Origin of the sequence: Streptomyces sp. AJS327 (genome assembly GCF_013450295.1) — a bacterium.
Classification (GTDB): Bacteria; Actinomycetota; Actinomycetes; order Streptomycetales; family Streptomycetaceae; genus Streptomyces.
Genome location: NZ_SKBR01000001.1, coordinates 2,332,601 through 2,353,205 on the forward strand (window position 1 = coordinate 2,332,601; position 20,605 = coordinate 2,353,205).

Annotated in this window: 17 protein-coding genes; 15 read left to right on the forward strand and 2 right to left on the reverse strand. The window is 74.7% G+C overall.

Features of this window, described 5'->3' with window-relative positions:
* Positions 1-71: 71 nt before the first annotated feature.
* From fabG to E0L36_RS09295, 5 genes are all read left to right on the forward strand, one after another.
* Positions 72-833: a 3-oxoacyl-ACP reductase FabG gene (fabG, locus tag E0L36_RS09275; protein WP_180928335.1), complete on the forward strand. Its 762-nt coding sequence runs from the start codon at positions 72-74 to the stop codon at positions 831-833.
* A gap of 17 nt (positions 834-850) precedes the next feature.
* Positions 851-1,609 (forward strand): SDR family oxidoreductase, encoded by a 759-nt coding sequence (locus tag E0L36_RS09280; RefSeq protein ID WP_180928336.1) that lies wholly within the window; start codon positions 851-853, stop codon positions 1,607-1,609.
* 436 nt (positions 1,610-2,045) lie between these two features.
* Positions 2,046-3,632, forward strand: coding sequence for an ABC transporter substrate-binding protein (locus tag E0L36_RS09285; RefSeq protein ID WP_180928337.1), 1,587 nt, complete (start codon positions 2,046-2,048; stop codon positions 3,630-3,632).
* A 120-nt stretch (positions 3,633-3,752) separates the two neighbouring features.
* Positions 3,753-4,421 carry a uracil-DNA glycosylase gene (ung, locus tag E0L36_RS09290; RefSeq protein WP_180928338.1) on the forward strand — a complete coding sequence of 223 codons (669 nt, stop codon included), beginning with the start codon at positions 3,753-3,755 and terminating at the stop codon, positions 4,419-4,421.
* A 129-nt stretch (positions 4,422-4,550) separates the two neighbouring features.
* Positions 4,551-5,084, forward strand: coding sequence for a hypothetical protein (locus tag E0L36_RS09295; protein ID WP_308416678.1), 534 nt, complete (start codon positions 4,551-4,553; stop codon positions 5,082-5,084).
* A 146-nt stretch (positions 5,085-5,230) separates the two neighbouring features.
* On the opposite strand, the gene lnt is transcribed toward E0L36_RS09295, so the two are convergent.
* Complete coding sequence (gene lnt / locus E0L36_RS09300; protein ID WP_180928339.1) at positions 5,231-6,781, reverse strand: apolipoprotein N-acyltransferase; 1,551 nt, start codon at positions 6,779-6,781, stop codon at positions 5,231-5,233.
* A 257-nt stretch (positions 6,782-7,038) separates the two neighbouring features.
* Complete coding sequence (locus E0L36_RS09305) at positions 7,039-8,445, reverse strand: RICIN domain-containing protein (RefSeq protein ID WP_180928340.1); 1,407 nt, start codon at positions 8,443-8,445, stop codon at positions 7,039-7,041.
* Between the two features lie 375 nt (positions 8,446-8,820).
* Here E0L36_RS09305 and E0L36_RS09310 point away from each other — a divergent pair, with 375 nt between their 5' ends.
* The 10 genes from E0L36_RS09310 to E0L36_RS09355 all read left to right on the forward strand — a co-directional run bounded on the left by E0L36_RS09310 (position 8,821) and on the right by E0L36_RS09355 (position 20,600).
* Positions 8,821-10,410, forward strand: coding sequence for a phage tail sheath family protein (locus E0L36_RS09310; RefSeq protein ID WP_180928341.1), 1,590 nt, complete (start codon positions 8,821-8,823; stop codon positions 10,408-10,410).
* A gap of 97 nt (positions 10,411-10,507) precedes the next feature.
* Positions 10,508-10,951, forward strand: a complete 444-nt coding sequence (locus E0L36_RS09315; protein WP_180928342.1) for a phage tail protein — start codon at positions 10,508-10,510, stop codon at positions 10,949-10,951.
* Complete coding sequence (locus tag E0L36_RS09320) at positions 10,951-11,436, forward strand: hypothetical protein (protein ID WP_180928343.1); 486 nt, start codon at positions 10,951-10,953, stop codon at positions 11,434-11,436. The genes E0L36_RS09315 and E0L36_RS09320 overlap by 1 nt, the downstream gene beginning before the upstream one ends.
* Complete coding sequence (locus tag E0L36_RS09325) at positions 11,433-11,591, forward strand: DUF6760 family protein (RefSeq protein ID WP_180928344.1); 159 nt, start codon at positions 11,433-11,435, stop codon at positions 11,589-11,591. Before E0L36_RS09320 ends, E0L36_RS09325 begins: the two co-directional genes overlap by 4 nt.
* Before the next feature lie 3,029 nt (positions 11,592-14,620).
* Positions 14,621-14,995, forward strand: coding sequence for a hypothetical protein (locus tag E0L36_RS09330; protein ID WP_180928345.1), 375 nt, complete (start codon positions 14,621-14,623; stop codon positions 14,993-14,995).
* 109 nt (positions 14,996-15,104) lie between these two features.
* The gene (locus tag E0L36_RS09335) at positions 15,105-15,542 is read left to right on the forward strand and encodes a phage tail protein (protein ID WP_180928346.1); all 438 of its coding nucleotides are present in this window, start codon (positions 15,105-15,107) and stop codon (positions 15,540-15,542) included.
* Positions 15,543-16,271, forward strand: a complete 729-nt coding sequence (locus tag E0L36_RS09340) for a LysM peptidoglycan-binding domain-containing protein (protein ID WP_180928347.1) — start codon at positions 15,543-15,545, stop codon at positions 16,269-16,271. It begins immediately after the preceding gene.
* A complete protein-coding gene (locus tag E0L36_RS09345) occupies positions 16,268-18,157 on the forward strand; it encodes a VgrG-related protein (RefSeq protein ID WP_180928348.1) in 1,890 nt (629 codons plus the stop codon). Before E0L36_RS09340 ends, E0L36_RS09345 begins: the two co-directional genes overlap by 4 nt.
* On the forward strand, positions 18,157-18,633 hold the full coding sequence (locus tag E0L36_RS09350; RefSeq protein ID WP_180928349.1) for a GPW/gp25 family protein: 477 nt from the start codon (positions 18,157-18,159) through the stop codon (positions 18,631-18,633). Before E0L36_RS09345 ends, E0L36_RS09350 begins: the two co-directional genes overlap by 1 nt.
* Entirely contained in the window at positions 18,633-20,600 is a 1,968-nt protein-coding gene (locus E0L36_RS09355) for a putative baseplate assembly protein (protein ID WP_180928350.1), read from the forward strand. The genes E0L36_RS09350 and E0L36_RS09355 overlap by 1 nt, the downstream gene beginning before the upstream one ends.
* The last annotated feature ends 5 nt before the right edge of the window (positions 20,601-20,605 follow it).

The following is a 20,605-nucleotide window of genomic DNA, read 5'->3' on the forward strand; positions in this document are numbered from 1 at the left end:
CGGCCTCATAGCGTCACGACAGCCGTGGGTACTAAGCGGTTGCTCACTCATCTCAGGCCGAGGAGAACAGCATGTCCACTACCGAGCAGCGCGTCGCCGTCGTGACGGGTGCCGCCCGGGGCATCGGTGCCGCGAGCGCCGTCCGGCTGGCCGAGGAGGGCCGCGCCGTCGCGGTACTCGACCTCGACGAGGCGGCGTGTCAGGACACGGTGGAGCAGATCACCGCCGCGGGCGGGAAGGCCCTCGCGGTGGGCTGCGACGTCGCCGACTCGGCGGCCGTCGAGGCCGCGGTCGCCCGGGTCGCCGAGGAGCTGGGCGCCCCGACCATCCTGGTGAACAACGCCGGGGTGCTCCGCGACAACCTGCTCTTCAAGATGAGCGACGACGACTGGGACACCGTGCTCAGCATCCACCTGCGCGGTAGCTTCCTGATGTCCCGGGCCTGCCAGAAGCACATGGTCGACGCGGGCTTCGGCCGGATCGTCAACCTGTCCTCGTCCTCCGCGCTGGGCAACCGTGGCCAGGTCAACTACGCGGCGGCCAAGGCGGGTCTCCAGGGCTTCACCAAGACGCTCGCCAAGGAGCTGGGCAAGTTCGGCATCACCGCCAACGCCGTGGCGCCCGGATTCATCGCCACCGACATGACCGCGGCGACGGCCGAGCGGGTGGGCATGGGCTTCGAGGACTTCCAGGCCGCCGCGGCCTCCCAGATCCCGGTGCGCCGGGTGGGGCGCCCCGAGGACATCGCCAACGCCATCGCCTTCTTCGCGGGTGACCAGGCGGGCTTCGTCTCCGGCCAGGTGCTGTACGTGGCCGGTGGCCCCCTCAACTGAAGCGGGAGGAAGGCGAGATGGCAGCGCTGGAGGACAGCGGAAAGGTCGCCCTCATCACGGGCGGCAGCCGGGGGATCGGCTTCGCCATCGCGGAGGCCCTGGTCGCCCGGGGTGACCGGGTGTGCGTCACGGGCCGGAACGAGGAGTCGCTCAAGGCGGCCGTCGAACAGCTCAGCCCGGAGCGCGCGATGGGCGTGCCCGGCAAGGCGCACGACCCCGAGCACCAGGCCCACGTGGTCGAGCGGGTCATGGAGCAGTACGGGCGGCTGGACCACCTGGTCAACAACGCGGGAACCAACCCGGTGTTCGGGGCGCTGGCCGACCTCGACATCGGAGCGGTGCGCAAGACCTTCGAGATGAACGTCCTCTCGGCGCTCGGCTTCGCACAGCACGCCTGGGCCGCCTGGCAGCGGGAGAACGGGGGCAGCATCCTCAACATCGCCTCCATCGCGGGCGTCTCGGCCTCCCCGTTCATCGGGGCCTACGGCATGAGCAAGGCGGCGATGGTCAACCTCACCCTCCAGCTCGCGCACGAGTTCGCGCCCACCGCACGCGTCAACGCGCTCGCGCCCGCCCTGGTCAAGACACGCTTCGCCGCGGCGCTGTACGAGGGCCGGGAGGCGGAGGCCGCGGCCCGCTACCCCATGGCGCGGCTCGGCGCCCCGGAGGACGTGGGGGGCGCCGCGGCATTCCTCACCTCCGAGGAGGCCGGCTGGATCACCGGCCAGACCCTGGTGCTCGACGGGGGCCTGTTCCTCAACGCCGGGGTGGACTGACCGGCCGCGCGGGCGGCCGACTGCGACCGCGGGCCCGCCCGCAGTTGGCGGCCCGCGCGTCCGCCGGGGACCTCGCCGCGTGGGTGGCGGGGGCCCCGGCCGCCCCTCCGCCGCCGTGGCCAGAACCCTCTCCGACCAGCGTCGGCGGCTGGTGGGGACGGCGGAGCACCGCGGGTGGAGCGCCCCGCGCACCGCGCTGACCTGCTGTTGAACCCGTGTCAACAGGTGTCGGCGGGGTCCGGGGACCAGGTGATCAGTGCATGTTCCGCCGGGCATCGCCTGGGGTAGGGTCGCTCTCGCCTCTGGTCCAGGAGCCGTGCGCGAGGTGTGCGCGAGGTATCGGCACGCGCCGAGCGACGTGGTGCCTGCCGGGGCGCCTTCCCCCTTGCACCAGTCATGTTTCGCACCCGAGTCTCACAGACCGAGGAGCGCCTACGTGTTAGACCGGAACGGACGCAGGAGGACGGGGTCGATCGTTCTCCTCATATCCCTGTTAGCCGGCTGTAGTTCGCTGTCGGGGGACAGCGGCGAGAAGGACCGCTCCATCGTGGTCGGCACCACCAGTGTGCCCAGCGTCCTGGACCCGGCCGCCGCCTGGGACGGCTCCTGGGAGCTGTACCGCAACACCTTCCAGACCCTGCTCAGCCTGCCTGGCTCGACCAGCGCTCCCGAGCCGGACGCCGCCAGGCACTGCGCCTTCACCGACGCGGACAGCCGGGTCTACCGCTGCACCCTCCGCAAGGGCGTGACCTTCTCCAACGGCAACACCCTGGACGCGGCGGCGGTCAAGCACTCCATCGACCGCGTCCGCACGATCCGGGCCAGCTCCGGCCCCGCCCCCCTGCTCGACGTACTCGACCGGGTCGAGGCCCCGGACGCCCGCACCGTGGTCTTCCACCTCAAGAAGTCCGACGCGACCTTCCCGTTCATCCTGGCCACCCCGGCCACCGCGCTCGTCGACCCGGAGTCCTACCCGGCCGACCGGCTGCGCACCGGCCGGAAGCTGGTCGGCTCCGGTCCCTACGTCCTGGAGAGCTACGAGGCGGGGAAGGAGGCCGAGCTGGTCAGGAACTCCGAGTACACCGGCCCGGCCGAGCTGAAGAACGACTCGGTGACCATCCGGTACTTCACGGGCTCGGCGGCGCTGGTCAAGGCGCTCAAGGGCGGCACGATCGACCTCACCTACCGCGGGCTCACCCCCCGGCAGATCACCGACTTCCGGGAGCGCGAGGCCGAGGGCGGCGCCGATATCGACCTCACCGAGGTCCCGGCGACGGAGACCCGCTACCTCGTCTTCAACCCGAAGGACGAGAACGCCGCCAAGCCCGCGGTGCGCAGGGCCGTCGCGCGGGTGATCGACCGCAAGGCACTGGTGCGCAGGGTCTACGACCGGACCGTCGACCCGCTGTACTCGGTCGTGCCCAGCGGGATCACCGGGCACACCAGCGCGTTCTACGACGCCTACGGCGAGCCCAGCACGGCCAAGGCGAAGAAGACGCTCACCGAGGCCGGGATCGACGGGAAGGTCTCGCTCACCCTCTGGTACACCACCGACCGGTACGGCGAGGCGACCCGCCGCGAGTTCAAGGAGCTGAAGCGGCAGCTGGAGGCGTCCGGGCTCTTCGACATCACCGTCCGGGGCCGCCCCTGGAGCGAGTTCCAGAAGGGGTACGGGAAGGGCGACTACCCGGTCTTCGGGCGCGGCTGGTTCGGGGACTTCCCGGACGCCGACAACTACGTGGCGCCGTTCGTCGGCAAGGAGAACGCGCTCAACACGCCCTACGAGAACCAGGAGCTGACCGACGAGCTGCTGCCGCGCTCCCGCCGCCAGAGCGACCGGGCCACCGCCAGCCGCGCCTTCAAGAAGATGCAGAAGGTGATGGCGGACGACGCCCGGCTGCTGCCCCTGTGGCAGGGCAAGACGTACATCGCGGCCGACCGGGACGTCGCCGGGGTGGAGTGGAGCCTCGACCCGTCGGTGCTGATGCAGATGTGGGAGCTGTACAAGAAGTCCAGCTGGTGATCGGGGAGTTGGGGCGCTGTCAGCGGCTGCCGGTAGGTTCTGGGGCAGTTGGGGAGGCCGCCCGGCGGGAAGCCGGAACGGCCCCGAGAGCGTACGGCGGAGGGAACCCGAGTGGACGGCATGCTGCCCGCATCGTGGCAGGAGGCGCTGGGCGACGAGACCGAGCAGCCCTACTTCAAGGAGCTGGCGGACTTCGTCGAGGAGGAACGGCGGAACGGACCCGTCTACCCGCCCCGCGAGGAGGTCTTCGCCGCGCTGGACGCCACCCCGTACGACCGGGTCAAGGTGCTGGTGCTCGGCCAGGACCCGTACCACGGCGAGGGCCAGGGACACGGCCTGTGCTTCTCCGTGCGGCCGGGCGTCAGGACGCCCCCCTCGCTCCGCAACATCTTCCGGGAGCTGCGTGACGACCTCGGCCACCCCGTGCCGGACAACGGGTACCTGATGCCCTGGGCCCGGCAGGGCGTACTGCTGCTCAACGCGGTGCTGACGGTGCGCGCGGGCCAGGCCAACTCCCATCAGGGCGTCGGCTGGGAGAAGTTCACCGACGCCGTCATCACGGCGGTGAACGCGCGCGAGGAGCCCGTGGTGTTCGTGCTGTGGGGCAACTACGCCAAGAAGAAGAAGCGACTGATCGACACGGCGCGGCACACCGTGGTGGAGGGCGCCCACCCCTCCCCGCTGTCGGCCAGGCGCTTCCTCGGCTCGCGGCCGTTCTCCCAGATCGACGCCGCGCTCGCCGAGTACGGGCACGAGCCCGTCGACTGGCGCCTCCCCGACCTCGGCTGAGCCCCGCGGCCGGGGTGACGCCGCGGTCCCCGCGACTCGCGCGCGTCACCCCGGTGTCGCGGCGGCCAGCGGGCAGCCTGGGGCAACGCGCCGGAGGCCCGGCGCGGCACCGGCGGCGAAGGAGGGACCGTGGCGGAGCCACCCCGGGAGGCGTCCCACGACGCGACGATGGTCCGGATCGGCCAGGCGGTCATGCTGCACCGGGCGGGCGACCGCGAGGAGGCCCGCAACCGCCTCGTCCAGCTGTGGCGGGAGACCGGGAGCGGCGCGCTCCTGCACCGCTGCACGATCGCGCACTACCTGGCCGGAACCCAGGACGACCCACGGGCCGAGCTGGAGTGGGACCGGCGGGCGCTGGCCGCCGCCGAGGCCCTGAGCGCCGAACGCGCCGCCCAGGGCGGCCGGGCCGGGGAACTCCGCACCCTGTACCCCTCGCTCCACCTGCGCCTCGCCGCCGACCACTGGGCGCTCGGTGAGGTGACCGCCGCCCACCGGGAGCTGGCGCGGGCCCGCGCGCTCCTCGGCGGCCTCCCGCACGACGCCTACGGCACCGGCGTCCGGGCCGCCGTGCTGCGGCTGGCGGAACGCCTCGGCCCGGTGGGGGAGGGGCCCGCGCCGGGGCCACCTCCGGGCCCGCCCCCGCAGGGCGGCCGGAGCGGATAGCGAGCCGCCTTCCCGGGCGGCACCCCCCCCCCCCGCGTCCCGCCCGTTCCCCCTCCGCGTTCCCGCGTGGGTGTCCCGTCTCGTCCCGCGCGCACCCCGCTTCGCGTGCCGCGTGCCGTGGGCTGTGCTGGGGCGCGGGTGGGGGCTCAGCGGGGCGCGGGCGTGGACACCGTCGGTCCGGGCGGGCCGGTGTCCGGGGTGCGGGCGCTCCGGCCACGCCGTGCCCGGAGCGCCCGCACCCCCTCCAGGGCGCAGAACCCGGCGACCGCGAGCAGCGCGAGTCCCGGCACCCAGTCCCCGTACCGGACGTAGGGCGTGGTGCCGGAGGCGAGCGGGACCTCGCGCACCAGTGTCCCGCGCTGGTCGGTGCCGAGCCGCCCCAGCGACTCACCCCCCGGTCCGTACACCGCGCTCTGCCCGGTGAGCGTCGCGTGCACCATCGGACGGCCGGTCTCGGCGGCCCGCAGCGCGCCCAGCGACGCGTGCTGCTCGGGCGCCCAGCTCCCCTGGAAGCTGGAGGTGGACGACTGCGCGACCAGCAGCCGGGCGCCGTCCCGGGTGAGCCGGGCACTCATGTCGGGGAAGGCGCTCTCGAAACAGATCAGCGGCCCGAAGACGACTCCGTCGCTTCGCATCAGCACCGGGCCGGTGCCCCGCCGCCGGTCCTCTCCGGCCGCCTTTCCCACGGAGGTGGCCCAGCCCAGCAGCGACCGGGCCGGTATGTACTCCCCGAAGGGGACCAGCCGCGTCTTGTCGTAGCGCTCGCGGGCCAGTCCCCCCGGCCGCGCCAGGACCGAGGTCTTGTAGATGCCGGGGCCGCCCACCCGCCGCGCGTCGACGTTCACCAGCACCCCGGCCCCGACCTCCGAGGAGAGCGCGGTGAGCCGGGCCCGGTCCGCCGGGCGGCCGCCGAGGTCCACGCCGACGCTGCTCTCCCCCCACACCACCAGGTCGGGCTGGCGGCCCGCCAGCTCCCGGGTCAGCCGCTCACTCTCCCGGAAGCGCGCGCTGGGCGCCTTCGAGAGTCCGGGCTGGACCACCGCGACCCGCGCCGTGCCCGCCGGTTCGGGGTCCGGCGCGCCCACCCAGACCGCGCCGGTGAGGAGCGAGAGTGCCAGCAGCACCCCGGTCGCCGGGAGCCGGGCGCCCGCCACCGTCAGCAGCGCGGTCACGCCGGTGTTGACGGCCACCACCGCCACGCTCACCAGCCAGACCCCGCCCAGCGAGGCGGCGCGCAGCGCCGGTTCGACCTGCCACTGGCTCGCGCCGAGCAGGCCCCAGGGGCCACCCAGGTACTCCCAGGAGCGGACCAGTTCGATCAGCAGCCATCCCGCGGGGATCAGTCCGGCTGCCGCCAGCAGCCGGCCGGTCCCCGGGCGGCCGCCCAGCAGCCGCCGGACCAGCACCCCCCAGGGCGCCCAGAGGGCGCCCATCAGCGGGGCCAGCAGCAGGAGGAAGACGTGGAGGCTCGGCAGCAGCCAGTGGTGGACGGCGAGGATGAGGCCGGTGCCGCCCAGCCATCCCGTCAGGGCCGCCTCCCGGGGGCCGCGCGCGGTGCGGAGGAGGAACAGCCAGGGGACGAGGGCCACCCAGGCGAGCCACCAGAGGCCGGGTTCCGGGAAGGCGAGGGCGGGGAGCGCTCCCGCCGGGAGCGCGAGCGCGCCCCGGCGCCCTGTCGGCCAGGAGGCCGTCGCCATGAGCCGTCTCCCTCGTCCGTCCCCGCCGGATGGGGCCGCCGGTGCGGCGGCAGGTCACCAGTGTGCGGGAGCGCGCCGTCCCCGGCGAGGGCGCCAGCGGGGACGGGAGGTGCGGTGGACGGGGGCACGAGACGTCCGGGACCGGAGGGCAGCCGCCGGGGACCCCGGGCCCCGGGGGACGGGTCCGGACGGGCAGCCGGGGGCGGACGCGGTGGACGGCCCTGGGGCGCTGGCGTGGCCCCGGGCCGGGCCGCCGGTCACTTCTTCTGCGCGATCCACCACTCGTGGTTGTTGACGCTCTCCTTCTTGCAGGGGTAAATCAGCAGCTTGCGGTCCTGGTTGTCCCGCGTCTGGGAGTCCAGGCACTGGTGGTTGCTGGCGAAGTTCCGGATCCAGTAGCTGGTCTGGCCGCGCTTCTCCAGCCACCACAGCTGGTTGTCGTCCGTCCCCCCGCGGCAGTCGTACTGGGTGACCGGCGCGGCGATCCCGGCGGGGCCCTTGTCGGGCAGGTCCAGGCACAGGTTGGTCTTGACGTTCCGGATGACGAACAGGGGGGAGTTGCGGGGGCCGCCGTTCTTGTGCTTGACGTCCAGGTTCCACAGCTGCTTGTCCGGCGCCTGCTGACCGTCGCACTGGGTGTGGATGACCGGCGCGTCCTTCTGGCCCTCGGGGTTGGGGATGTCGACGCAGGTCTCGTTGGTCACGTTCCGGATGAGCACCCGGTCGGGCCCCGGCAGCCCGTCGCCCTTCTTCTCGTCGCCGCCCCCGCCTCCGCCGCCGTTCTGCGGTGGTGGCTTCGGCTTCTGCTTCTCCTCCTCCGGTTCCTTCTCCTCGTCCTTCTCCGTCTTCTCCGGCTCCGGGGAGTCCTTCTCCTCGGGGAGCTTCGTCGCGGCGGCGTTCTCCGAACCGCTGGTCGCCCGGGTGTTCACGGCGGGTTTGTAGGAGAACCAGAGAATGACCCCGGTGACGAGCAGGGCGACCGTGAGGCCCAGCACCGTCATCAGCCATGGCGGCAGCACGCTGCGCTGGACGTACACGCCCTCGGTCGACACCGGTTCGCCGCCGGAGCGGCGCAGCGCCAGGGTGTAGGGGCGCTGCTGTTTCTGCCCGGCCCAGGTGATCTGCCGTGGTTTGAGCGTGGTGTCGACGAAGGCCGCGCGCCCCGGCTCGATCTGCACGTTGGCGGGGGCGATCTCGTAGGACAGCTCGTCGCTCTGGTCGCTGCCCGAGATCGAGGCGGTGAGTTTGGTGTTGCCGAGGTTGTCTACCGCCAGCTTGGGCCGTCCCCGGAACCTGCCCTTGACGGTGTGCGGGACCAGCTCGGTGCGGACCTCGGTGAACGGCGTGATGGTGAGGTTGCCCTCGACGACGGTCGTGGCCTCCGGCTGCTCGGTGGGCACCACGTGCACGCCGAAGGGGTTGGGCCCCGCCGTGGCGTCCGGGGTGCGCGGCGGCGCGAAGGTCAGCCGCACGGTCTCCGTCGTCCCCGGGTACAGCCGGACGCTGGGGGGATCGACGGTCACGTACGGTGCGATGTCCCCGACCGGGAGGAGCCGGTACTCGTCGACGACGTCGCCGGTGTTGCGCAGCCGTAGCCGCACGGTCGTTTCGCCGCCGGGGTCCACCGTCGTGGACGCGGGTTCGAGGGAGGTCCAGATGCTCACCCGCACCACGCTAGGCGCGGCGGCCGGGCCGGTCAGGAGGCTGCGGGGCAGAGCTGCCGCCCGAGGGGCAGACGTGCTGCCCGAACACCCGTGACCGCCTGCCCCGTTGGGCGCGTGACCGCGCGGGGCCCGCCCGCACGGCCCGGATCGTCGTCGCGGAGGGCTCCGCGCGGGCCCCGCGATCCGGTCCGGGCACGATACCCGCCGGTCCGGGCGGAAGGCGGGCACGGAGCGGGCGGTACGGGCACGTGAGCGGCTTGCCCTCCTGGGCAGTGAGGGTGCCCCGAGGTAGGTACCGGCGGCCGTTCTCCCGTTCGGGGGCCGGCGGAAGGCTGGGACCTGGCCTTTCATTCCGCACCGCGAGGAGAGCACAGCATGCCGTCGTACCTGTCGCCGGGCGTCTACGTGGAGGAGGTGGCCGGCGGCTCACGCCCGATCGAGGGGGTGGGCACCTCGGTGGCGGCCTTCGTGGGGCTCGCCCCGAGCGGGCCGCTGAACACCCCCACGCTGGTCACCAACTGGACCCAGTACGTCGCGGAGTTCGGTGAGTTCACGGACGGCTACTACCTCGCGCACTCGGTGTACGGCTTCTTCAACAACGGCGGCACGGCGGCGTACGTGGTGCGCGTCGGCGGATCGCCGGACGAGGCCGCCCGGGGCGCGAGCCAGGCGACGGCGGTCGCCGCGGGCTCCGGCGCCGCCGCGCTGCCGCCCGGGGAGGAGCGGCCGCTCGGCACGTTCAAGGTGGCCGCCCTCGCGCCGGGCAGCGCCGCCGAGGGGCTGAGCGTGGAGGTGACGGACGCCGAGGGCGAGGGCGCGGCGGAGCGCTTCCGGCTTCTGGTGAAGGACGGTTCGCGGGTCGCGGAGACCTTCGACGTGACCGCCAGCAAGAAGGGCGGCCGCTCCTACGTCGTCACCCAGGTCAAGGAGCGCTCGAAGCTCATCACCGTCACCGAGGGTGCCCCGGCGGGACAGTTGGCCCGCCCGGAGAACCAGACGGTCGCGCTGCCCGCGCCGCCGCCCGCCCCCGCCGCGGAGAGCGCGGGCAGCGCCCACCCCGGTCCCGCCGAGTACCTGGGGGACTCCGCGGACCGCACCGGCTTCGGTGGCCTGGAGGCGGTCGACGAGATCTCGATGGTGTGCGTGCCCGACCTGATGGCCGCCTACCAGCGGGGCGCGATCGACCTGGAGGCGGTCAAGGCCGTACAGCTCGGCATGATCGCGCACTGTGAGCTGATGGGCGACCGCGTGGCGGTCATCGATCCGCCGCCCGGCCTCAACGCCCGGGGCGTGCGCGTCTGGCGGCAGGAGACGGCGGGCTACGACTCCAAGTACGCGGCGCTGTACTACCCGTGGGTCAAGGTCTTCGACCCGGCCACCGGGCAGTCCCGGATGGTGCCGCCGAGCGGTCACGTCGCGGGCATCTGGGCGCGCAACGACTCGGAGCGCGGCGTGCACAAGGCCCCCGCCAACGAGGTCGTGCGCGGCGCCGTCGACCTGGAGACCCAGATCACCCGGGGCGAGCAGGACCTGCTCAACCCGATCGGGGTGAACTGCGTCCGCGCCTTCCCGGGCCGCGGTATCCGGGTGTGGGGCGCGCGGACCCTCTCCTCCGACCCGGCCTGGCGTTACCTCAACATCCGGCGCTACTTCAACTACCTGGAGGAGTCGATCCTGATCGGCACCCAGTGGGTGGTCTTCGAGCCGAACGACCACGCGCTGTGGGCCCGGATCCGGCGCAACATCTCCGCCTTCCTGGTCACCGAGTGGCGCGGGGGCGCCCTCTTCGGCGCCAAGCCCGAGGAGGCGTTCTACGTCAAGTGTGACGACGAGACCAACCCGCAGGAGTCCGTCGACCTGGGCCGGGTCATCTGCGAGATCGGCATCGCGCCCGTCAAGCCCGCCGAGTTCGTCATCTTCCGGCTGGCCCAGTTCTCCAGCGGCAGCGGCGAGTTGGAGGAGTGACCGCCCGCGCCTCCGGGCGCGCTCCCTCCCGTAACCGGACCAGCCGGTACAGCCGGATCAGTCGGATCAGCCCTCAGACAAGGACGGACAGCGGACCGTGAGTCTCCAGCCGGGTGACGCGCTCACCTCACACAACTTCGGCCTCCAGATCGACGGCGTCATGGTCGAGTACCTCCAGGAGGTCAGCGGCCTGAGCATGGAACAGGACGTCATCGAGTACCAGCAGGTCTCCGCGCAGGGCAAGCCGGTGACGAAGAAGATGCCGGGCGTGAAGAAGGCCGGCACCTGCACGGTGGTGCGGGGCATGACGCAGTCCGCGGCCTTCAACCAGTGGATCAGTGAGTCGGTCTCCGGCTCCATGTCCACGGCGCGGAAGAACGCCACGATCATGGTGATGGACTACGAGAACAACCCGGTCAAGCGCTACAACATGCGCAACGCCTGGTGCAGCAAGATCGACACCAGCACCGTGAAGGCCGGAGAGGCCGCGGCGCTCACCGAGACGGTGACCATCACCTTCGAAGAACTGGTCATCGAGTAATGCGGCGCACGGCTTCCCGGCCGCCCACGGAGGCGGCGCCCGAAACCGAACCGGAGCCCGCCGCGCCGGTGGCCCCGGCACCGGCCGCGGCCCCGCCGCCGGTCCAACAGCCGCAGCTCAGCACGGAGTTCGCCTTCGAGCTGCCGCGCGGCTACGTGGACGAGTCGGGCACCGTGCACCGCGAGGGAGTGATGCGGCTGGCCACCGCGCGCGACGAGCTGGTCCCCCTGCGGGACCTGCGCGTCCAGGAGAACCCGGCCTACCTGTCGGTGGTGCTGCTGGGCCGGGTCATCACCCGGCTCGGCACGCTGCCCCAGGTGCACGACGGCGTCGTGGAGAACATGTTCGCCTCCGACCTCGCCTTCCTCCAGGACTTCTACCGCCAGGTCAACGCCGAGGGCCACACCCGGGCCGAGGTCTCCTGCCCGCACTGCGAGCAGCCGTTCGAGGTCGAACTCGGCGGGAGCCGCCTGGGGGAATCGTGACGTACGCGGTCGACCGGATCCACGAGGAGGTCGCGTACGTCGCCTACCACTTCCACTGGAGCCTGGAGGAGATCCTGGACCTCGAACACCGCGAGCGCCGCCAGTACGTCGAGCGGATCGCCGACCTGGTGACGCGCGCGGGGGCGGAGCGCTGATGGGTGCCCTCGACCGTTTCCGGCGGCGCGGGGCAGCCCGGCGACCGGGCGACTCCGGAACCGGGCCGGCCCCCGCACCCGCCGCGGACCCCGCTCCCGGCCCGGCCGCCGCGTCCCCGGACGCCGTGGCCACCGGTGTCCGGGGGCCCGCCGGGCTGCCCGCGATCCGGCGCGTGCTCGACGGCCCGGCGCGGCGGACCGTCGCCGCCGCGGACTTCCCCGGCGCGCTGGCCTCCCAGCAGAACCCGTCCTTCTCCACCGGGCGGCTGTCGCACGCCGTCCTCGACGACGCGCCCACCGGGATGATCCGGGGGACCCTGACGCCCGCGCGCCCCTCGGTGCCCGGCGCGCTCGGCGGCCCCTCGCTCGCCCTGCCGGTGGCGGCCCCGGCGAGCGAGGGCGACCTCCCGGGCCCGGTGCCGCCGGACCCGGCGGAGGGCGCGGACGCCGCGCCCGGCACGCTCCCCGTACAGCGCGCCCGGGGCACCCGGGTCACCCCGGCCGCCCCGGCCACGGGCGCGCGGCCGGGACTGACCCGGGCCCCGGTGCCCCCGGGCGCGCCCCGGCGCGCGCTGGCCGCCCTGGCCCCGCCACGGACAGCGGAGCCCGGCACGGCGGCGGCCACCGCCCGGCCCACCCCGGCGCGACCGGCGGCCACCCCCACGGAACCGGTCGCGTCTCCCGCGTACGGACCAGCCCGGGAGACCGCTCCCGGGCCCGCCCCGGCCGTGGCGCCGGGGAGCGCCCACGTCCCGGCCCCCGCGACCCCGGCGACCGCGAACAGCCCCGCGCCCGCCGCCCGTTCCGCCCCGCCCGCCGGGACGCCGGGGCCCCTCGCGCTCCAGCGCTCCGGAACCGCCGGGCCGGACGCGCCTCCGCCCAAGCCGGTACGGGAGGGGGGAGGCCCGGCACGGTCATCCGGCGGAACCACCGCCGCGCCACCCGTCCCGTCCAGCCCCTCCGCACCCTCCGTGCCCGGCCACCCGCCCGCCACCGACGGCGCGGACCCGTCTCCGGCGGGGACCGCCCCACGGCCACGGACCCCCGGGCCCGGCCCGGCCCCCGAACCCGGTACGGCCCCCGAACTCGGTACGGGCGTGCGCGGGACGGTTCCGCTCGCCCCGTCCCGCCCCGCGCGCACGCCCCCGGCTAGCCCCGCCCCCTCCGCCCCCGGCCAGCAGGCCGGGGCGTCCGCCGTCCGTCCGGTGTCCCGAAAGTCCCCCGGGCGTACCGGACTTGGCGCCCCGCTGCCCGCCGCGCCCGCGAACGCCCGACCGCTGAGCCCCGGCGCGACCACCGGGTCCCGCTCCGCCACCGGCGCTCCCGTGCCCCGGCGGGCCGACTTCCCCCCGGACGCCACACCTCCCGGGGGGACCGCGTCCGCCACCGGCCCCGCGACCCCCGGCCCGGCGAGCGGGCCCTCGGGCGCGCTCGCGCCCACCCCGTCGCCGCTCTCCGGTGCCCCCTCCGGGCGGGGTCCGGCGGCGGCGCCCCCCGCGCCGAGCGGGTCCGGTCCCGCACCCTCCGCCGCGCGGCCAACTCCCGCCGCCCGCCCGGCCGTCCAGCGCGCGACCGGCGGTGCGACGGCGCCGCGCCCCGTCCGCCCCACGGCGCCGTCGCCGGGTGCCCCTCCCACCGCCCCCACCGGGGGACCGGAGTCCCCGCCCGGAGCGTCCGGAACGGCGCCGCGCGGCCGCCCCTCCACCGGCCCCACGTCACCCCCCGGGGCGCCGCCCGGAGCGTCCGCCCGGCCCGGAGCCGGGAGCGGCGGCACGCCCCTCCGCGCCGGTTCGGCGCTGGGCGCCCCGGTGTCCGGACCCGCTCCGGCCAGCGGCCCTCCCTCCGGTGGCGCCTCGTCCGGTGCCCCCTCGGCCGAGGCTGTTCCGGTCAGCGGCACGCTGGTCAGCGGGCCGGAGCCGCCGTCCGGCGGGGGAGGGAGCCTCCCCACGAGCCCCACCGGCGTTCCGGCCTCCCCGGACCCGGCCGTCCAGCCGCCGTCCGCCCCCGCGTCCCGCCCCGTCCCGGCGTCCCGCCCCGCTCCCGCGTCTCCGCCGCCGACGCCGAACTCCCACCGCCAGTCCGGGAGTTCGGCCGGGCCGTCCGCGCCCTCCGGCTCCGGGGGAGCCGCGCCGCCGCGGCCCGCTCCGGCCGCCGGGACGGTTCCGAACACCCCCTCCGCTCCGCGCGCGCGGAGCGTCCAGCGGGCCGCCGCCACGCCGGTGCCGCCGTCCGCCGCCCGGTGGGCCGCTCAGCACCGGACGGGGGGCGCCACCGGACGGTCCGTGGCTGACGCGTCCTCGGCGCGTGCCGACGTCCCGCTGCTGGGCCCGGACCACCCGGCGCTGCTCCGGCCGCGTCCCGCCGGCGCGGCCGCTCCCGGCGACCCGGTGACCTCCGGTGCGCCGGGCGTCTCCCGCGTCTCCGGTGCGCCCGGTGGGTCCGGTGGGTCCATGGCTCCGGCTCCCGGGGCTTCGGCGGGCGGGACCCCGCGACCGGTCCGTCCCCGCCGCCTCGCGCCGGTGGCCGACGGCGGTGTGGCCGGCGGCTCCCCGGTCCCGTCCGTGCAGCGGGCCGCCGCACCCCCGGTGCCCCTCCCCTCCCCGCCCTCCGCTCCGCCCGCACCGCCGGTGCCGGGGAGGGGGAGCGGGCCCGTGGCGTCCCCGGCCCCGCCGGGTGCCGCCGCACCGTCCGCCCCACCGCCCTCGGAAGCCGGACCCGCGCCGGTCCGACCGCGGTGGCCCGTCCCGTCAGCGGAGGAGCCGGGGGAGACCCTCCGCTCGGTGGCGGGCCGGTCGGGTGGCCAAACCGGCGCGTCCGCCGGGCCGTTGGGGTCCCCGGCGAGTTCCCCGTCCACCGCCCCGCCCGGTACCCCGGTGCAGCGCCGGAGCGGTACCGCGCGGCCCGTGGTCGCGCTGGGGGGCCCGCCCCCCGCCGGGCCGGGATCCGCTCCGGCGGCGCCCCCGGTCCGGCCCGTGGCCCCGCGGTCCTCGGCGGCCGCCACCCCGGTGGGTGGGGCGGCGCGGAGCCAGGTGTCCGCCGTCCCGGGCCCGCCGCCGGTGCCCGCCGCCGCGCCCCGGCCGTCCCCGGAGCCAGCGCGGCCACCGGAGTCACCACCCAGCCCGGGCACCGGCGTGATCCAGCGGCGCGGTGGTGGCGGGGGGCCCAGGAAGGGCGCCTCCCACCGGGCCGGCTCCGGCTCGCCCGGGCCGTCCCCACCGGCCCTGGGGAAGCGCCGGAAGCCGGACGGTGGCCCGCCGAGCGACGCCTTCGACGCGAAGAAGCTGTCCGACGGCCAGCTCGACGAGTTGACGCACCGGCTCGTGGGCCCGCTGACCCGGCTGCTGCGCACGGAGTTGCGGCTGGACCGCGAGCGGGTCGGCAAGCTCCGCGACCCCAGACGCTGACCACCCGGCGCCCGGGGCCGCACCCGGGCGGGCCCCACCCACGCCCGACCAGCGGGAGACCGCTGACCTCCACGGGAACAACAGCACGGAAGCAGGAAGGCCGCACCCGATGCCGCAGGACCGAGACCCCGGTTCCACGATCTTCTTCAACCTGACCATCGACGGGCAGAGCCTGGGCGACTTCAACGGCTGCGAGGGCCTCTCCTCGCAGGTGGAGATCGAGCAGCGGCAGGAGGGCGGCAACAACGGCTTCGTCTGGCAACTGCCCTCCCGCGTCAGCCACTCCAACATCACCCTGACCCGGCCGCTGACCCCGGACACCGCGAAGGTCGCCGCCTGGATCTCGTCGATCGCCGACGGGGCGGTGCGGCCCACCGCGCAGATCGCCGCGCTGCGGGCCGACGGATCGATCGTCGCCCGGTGGGGGCTGCTGGACGTGCTGCCGGTGAGCTGGCGTGGCCCCTCGCTCGATCCCGAGAGCCCCGCGGTGGCCACCGAGACGCTGGAGATCGCGCACCACGGCTTCACCGACGCGGGGGCGGCGTAGATGGCCGGGCGGGGGAAGGGCGGCGCGGGCAAGAGCCTGGTGCGGGCCACGCTCGCCATCCACGAGCCGCCGACCGGCGACAGCACCAAACCCGGTGGGCTGATGCGCACCTTCGACTTCGACTTCAACCCGTCCCAGCTGGCGCTCAGCCGCCGGGCGGGCTGGAAGGCCAGCCACACCGCGGCGGTGCGGGACGGTGCCGTACCGGAGTTCATGGGGGCCGAGCCACGGGAGATGACGGTGGAGGTCTTCCTGGACCGCTCCGACAAGCCGGACAGCAACGAGGTGCGCAAGAACGTCGAGGCGCTCTTCGCCTGCTGTGAGGTGACCCCGGCCAGCATCGCCGCGAAGCAGCCCTCCACCCCGTGGGTGATCTTCGAGTGGGGTTCGTTCTCCACCGCCCGGTTCACCTCGTACATCAGCTCGGTGGACGCCTCCTACACGCTGTTCGGCACCACCGGGGCGCCCATCCGCGCGACCTGCCAGGTGCAGCTGCACGAGATCCCCAGCCGGACCGCGGGCCAGAACCCCACCTCCGGCGCGCTCACCGCCCGCCGGGTGCACCGGGTGGTGGCGGGCGACTCCCTCCAGCTGCTGGCCTGGCGGGAGTACGGCGACGCCTCGGTGTGGCGGGCGATCGCCGAGGCCAACGCGATCGACGACCCCGGCCGCCTGCGGCCCGGTACGGAACTGATGCTTCCGGCGGCTGAAGAGGTCGGCGCCCGATGACCCAGATAGGTTTCTCCAACGTCTTCCACGTGACGGTCGGCACCACCCCGCTGCCCTCCACCATCGCGCGGCAACTCGTCGCGGGCTGGGTCGACTTCGGGGCTGGGGTGCCCGGCGCCTTCCAGCTGACCTTCCGCGACCCGCGCCGCCGGGTGCTGGCGAAGGCGGGCTTCCGGATGGGCCGGGAGGTGGTGCTGGCGCCGGTCGCCAACGGTCAGGGCGCCGGATCGCCCCTGCTGACCGGCGAGGTCACCGGGCTGGAGACGGACTACGACGGCACCGGCACCTTCACCGTGGTGCGCGGCTACGACCTCGGGCACCGCATGCTGCGGCAGCGCCGGGTGGTCGGCTACCGGGGCATGACCGCCTCCGACATCGTGCGGAAGCTCGCCGGTCAGGACAAGGTACCCACCGGCAAGATCGACGCCACCGCCGCCAAGTACGAGTTCATCACCCAGGCCAACGTCACCGACTGGGACTTCCTCTGCCGGCTGGCCGACGAGAACGAGCGGGTGCTCTCCCTCAACCCCCAGGGGAGGCTGGACTTCGTCAAACCCGACCCGGCCTCCGGCGCGCCCCCGGTGAGCACCCCGCGGGAGAAGAGCCCCAAGGTCCTGGAGGCCGGGGTGGACATCCTGCGCTGCCGGGCCGCGATCACCTCCGCCGACCAGGTCACCTCCGTCGAGGCGCGCGGCTGGGACGTCACCACCAAGCGCGACCTGGTCGGGCGCGCGCCCGGGAAGAGCAACCCGGGGATCAGCATCGGCACCACCCCGGCCGAGGCTGTCCGCAAGTTCGGCCGGGCCACCCTGGTCGAGACCGACCTGCCGCTGGACACCCAGGCCCAGGCCCGGTACGCCGCCGAGGCACTCGCCGACGAGGTGACCGGCTCCTTCGCGGAGGTGGAGGTCACCGTGCGGGGCAACCCGAAGCTGCGGCCCGGAACGCCCGTCGCGCTGGCGGACGTCGGTGAGCCCTTCGAGGGCAAGTACACGATCACCGCCGCCCGGCACACCTTCGGCGACGGCCGCCACTACGAGACGCTGCTGACCGTCAGCGGCCGCCAGTGGCGCTCGCTCTACGCCCTCACCTCGGGCGGTGGCGGCACCCAGCCCCGGCTCCCCAGCGTCGCCAACGCGCTGGTCACCGACGTCCGGGACCCGCTCAAGCAGGGTCGCGTCAAACTGCGCTTCCCCTGGCTGGACGACATGTACGTCAGCGACTGGGCCCGCACCGTCCAGTTCGGCGGTGTCAAGGGCGGCTCGGTGATCGCGCCGGACGTGGGCGACGAGGTGCTGGTCGGCTTCGACCGGGGGGCTCTGGACCACCCGTACGTCATCGGCGGTCTGTACAACGGCAAGGACAAGCCGCGCCAGAGCGACGTGCCCCTGGTCGACGGCACCCGGGGCAACGCCACCCGCCGCACCCTCTCCGACCGGGCGGGCAACCGCGTCGACCTGCTGGAGCAGCGCGTCGGTGGCAAGCGCGGAGTCCGGCTGAGCAGCGGCGACGACAAACTGACGGTCAACCTGGACCGCACCGGCACCGAGATCACCATCAACAGCCGGGGCAAGGTCACCATCACGGGCAGCCGTTCGGTCTCGGTGGAGGCCGGACGCGACCTGACCCTCAAGGCCGGGCGGCGGCTGAGCATCGAGGGCGGCACCCTCAACATCCAGGCCCGGTCCATCCTCAACATCAAGTCGCTGAGCGGGGCGGTCTCCGTGGACGCCGTGGTCGGGGCGCTGAGCATGAAGGCCGGAGGAGCCGCGCAGCTCTCCGCCGGGGGCGCGGTGGCGATCAACGCGATCGCGAACGCCTCGCTCACCGGCGTCAACGTCAACCTGCTCGGGATAGTCCGCGCCAACGGGAAGCCGGTGATCTGATGTCCGAGCAGTTCGTCGGCTCCGGCTGGGCCTTCCCGATGCGTATCGGGCCGACCGGCGGCGTGGCGCTGGTCAGCGGGGAGCGCGAGGTCGAGGAGGCGATCCGGCTGGTGCTGGCCACCGCGCCGGGCGAGCGCCCGATGCGGCCCGAGTTCGGCTGCGCCATCCACGAGTTGGTCTTCGCGCCGATCAACGAGGCCACCGCTGGCCGCATCCAGCACGAGGTCTACGCCAGCCTGGACCGCTGGGAGCCCCGGATCGAGGTCGACGACGTCACGGTCACCTCCGGCGACGGGGAGGGCGTCCTGTTCATCGACGTCCGCTACTCGATCCGCGGCACCAACAACCCGCGCAGCCTGGTCTTCCCGTTCTACGTCATCCCCTCCCACGACGGCCCGGACAGCCCGGGCCCGCAGCACCCCTCCGCCCCGGCCGCCCCCGGCGCGCCCGACCACCCCTCCGGAAGCGACCACTGATGGCACTGCCCTCCCCGAACCTCGACGACCGCCGCTTCCAGCAGTTCGTCGACGACGCCAAGCGCTACATCCAGCAGCGGGCGCCGGAGTGGACCGACCACAACGTCTCCGACCCCGGCGTCACCCTCGTCGAGACGGTCGCGCACATGGCCGACCAGATCGTCTACCGGCTCAACCGGGTGCCGGAGAAGAACCACCTGGCCTTCCTCGACCTGCTGGGCATCAGCCTCTTCCCGCCGTCCGCGGCCCGCGCCGACATCACCTTCTGGCTCTCCGCGCCCCAGGAGCAGCCGGTGCGGCTGCCGATGGGCACCGAGACCGCGACCGCGCGCACCGAGTCGGAGGAGGCGGTCGTCTTCGCCACCGAGCACGAACTGACCATCCTCCCCTGCGAACTGGCGTACCTGGCGGTCCAGCCCGGCGGTGGGGAGGTGACCGAACGGACCTCCGACCTCGGCGAGGGCCGGGACGTCCACTGCTTCGCCGAGTCGCCCCGGCCCGGCGACCGGCTGCTGTTCGGCCTCACCGCGGCCGTGCCGCACTGCGCCGTCGCGCTGACCCTGGAGAGCCGCGTCGACGGTGTGGGCGTCGACCCCCGGCAGCCGCCGCTCGTCTGGGAGGCGTGGACCGCCGACGGCTGGGCGCCCTGCGAGGTCGAACGGGACACCACCGGCGGCCTCAACCGGCCCGGCGAGGTGGTGCTGCACGTCCCCGGCGGCCACACCCTCTCCCGCACGGCCCGCCGGGAGGCGGGCTGGCTGCGCTGCCGGGTCACCGAACCGGCGAACGACCAGCCCTTCTACACCACCAGCCCCACCGTCCGCGCCGCCGAGGCGTTCACCATCGGCGGCACCACCCGGTCCGTGCACGCCGAGACCGTGCGCGACGAGCCACTGGGCGAGTCCCCGGGCCTCCCCGGCCACCGGCTGCGCCTGGCCCACGCGCCGGTGATCGGGGACACGCCCCCGCTCCACCTCCAGGTCGCCGAGCGGGACGGCTGGGTGGACTGGGAGACCGTCGGCCACTTCGCCGGCTCCGGCCCCCACGACCGGCACGTGACCCTTGACGCCACCACCGGAGAGGTCGTCTTCGGCCCCGCCGTGCGCGAACCCGACGGCGGCCTGCGCCAGTTCGGCGCGGTGCCACCCAAGGGCGCCGTCATCCGGGCCCGCCGCTACCGCACGGGCGGCGGCCGCTCCGGCAACGTCGCCCGGGGCGCCATCCAGGTGCTGCGCGACTCGGTGCCGTACGTCGCCGAGGTCACCAACCGCGAGGCGGCGGGCGGCGGCGTGGACGGCGAGACGGTGGAGGAGGCCAAGGTGCGCGCGCCCGTCGCGCTCAGCGCCCAGGACCGCGCCGTCACTCTCCGCGACTACGAGGAGCTGGCCCGGCGGGCGGCGCCGGAGACCGCGCGCATCACCTGCCTGGCCGCCGACCCGGACGAGTACGGCGCGCAGGCGGTGCGGGTGCTGGTCATCCCGCAGGCCGTCCCCGACCCCGGCGGGCGGCTGCGCTTCGAGCAACTGGTGCCCGGCGACGCCCTGCTGGACCGGATCACCCGCTACCTCGACGAGCGGCGGCTGATCGGGACCCGGCTCGCGGTCGGACCGCCCTACTACCAGGGCGTCACCGTCGTCGCCACGGTGCACGCCTTCCGGGGGACCGACACCGACCGGGTCCGGCGCGAGGCCCACGACGCGCTCTACCGCCACCTCGACCCGCTCACCGGCGGAGTGGACGGCACCGGCTGGCCGTTCGGCCGGCCGGTGCAGGCCGGGGAGGTCTTCGCGGTGCTCCAGCGGGTGCCGGGCGTCGAACTCGTCGACCAGGTACTGCTGCACCCCGCCGACCCGCTCACCGGAAAGCGCGGCGACGCCACCGAGCGCATCGACCTGGAGGCCCCCGCCCTCGTCTTCTCCTACGACCACCGCGTGCGGGTCATCGGCGACACCGGGGGAGCGGCGTGACGGGC

What these genes read in the sequence shown, in the direction of transcription:
- E0L36_RS09335 (WP_180928346.1), top strand. Translation starts at nt 15,105, where the DNA reads ATGCCGCAGGACCGAGACCCCGGTTCCACGATCTTCTTCAACCTGACC.
- E0L36_RS09340 (WP_180928347.1), top strand. Translation starts at nt 15,543, where the DNA reads ATGGCCGGGCGGGGGAAGGGCGGCGCGGGCAAGAGCCTGGTGCGGGCC.
- E0L36_RS09280 (WP_180928336.1), top strand. Translation starts at nt 851, where the DNA reads ATGGCAGCGCTGGAGGACAGCGGAAAGGTCGCCCTCATCACGGGCGGC.
- E0L36_RS09350 (WP_180928349.1), top strand. Translation starts at nt 18,157, where the DNA reads ATGTCCGAGCAGTTCGTCGGCTCCGGCTGGGCCTTCCCGATGCGTATC.
- E0L36_RS09355 (WP_180928350.1), top strand. Translation starts at nt 18,633, where the DNA reads ATGGCACTGCCCTCCCCGAACCTCGACGACCGCCGCTTCCAGCAGTTC.
- lnt (WP_180928339.1), bottom strand. Translation starts at nt 6,781, where the DNA reads ATGGCGACGGCCTCCTGGCCGACAGGGCGCCGGGGCGCGCTCGCGCTC.
- E0L36_RS09320 (WP_180928343.1), top strand. Translation starts at nt 10,951, where the DNA reads ATGCGGCGCACGGCTTCCCGGCCGCCCACGGAGGCGGCGCCCGAAACC.
- ung (WP_180928338.1), top strand. Translation starts at nt 3,753, where the DNA reads ATGCTGCCCGCATCGTGGCAGGAGGCGCTGGGCGACGAGACCGAGCAG.
- E0L36_RS09310 (WP_180928341.1), top strand. Translation starts at nt 8,821, where the DNA reads ATGCCGTCGTACCTGTCGCCGGGCGTCTACGTGGAGGAGGTGGCCGGC.
- E0L36_RS09345 (WP_180928348.1), top strand. Translation starts at nt 16,268, where the DNA reads ATGACCCAGATAGGTTTCTCCAACGTCTTCCACGTGACGGTCGGCACC.
- fabG (WP_180928335.1), top strand. Translation starts at nt 72, where the DNA reads ATGTCCACTACCGAGCAGCGCGTCGCCGTCGTGACGGGTGCCGCCCGG.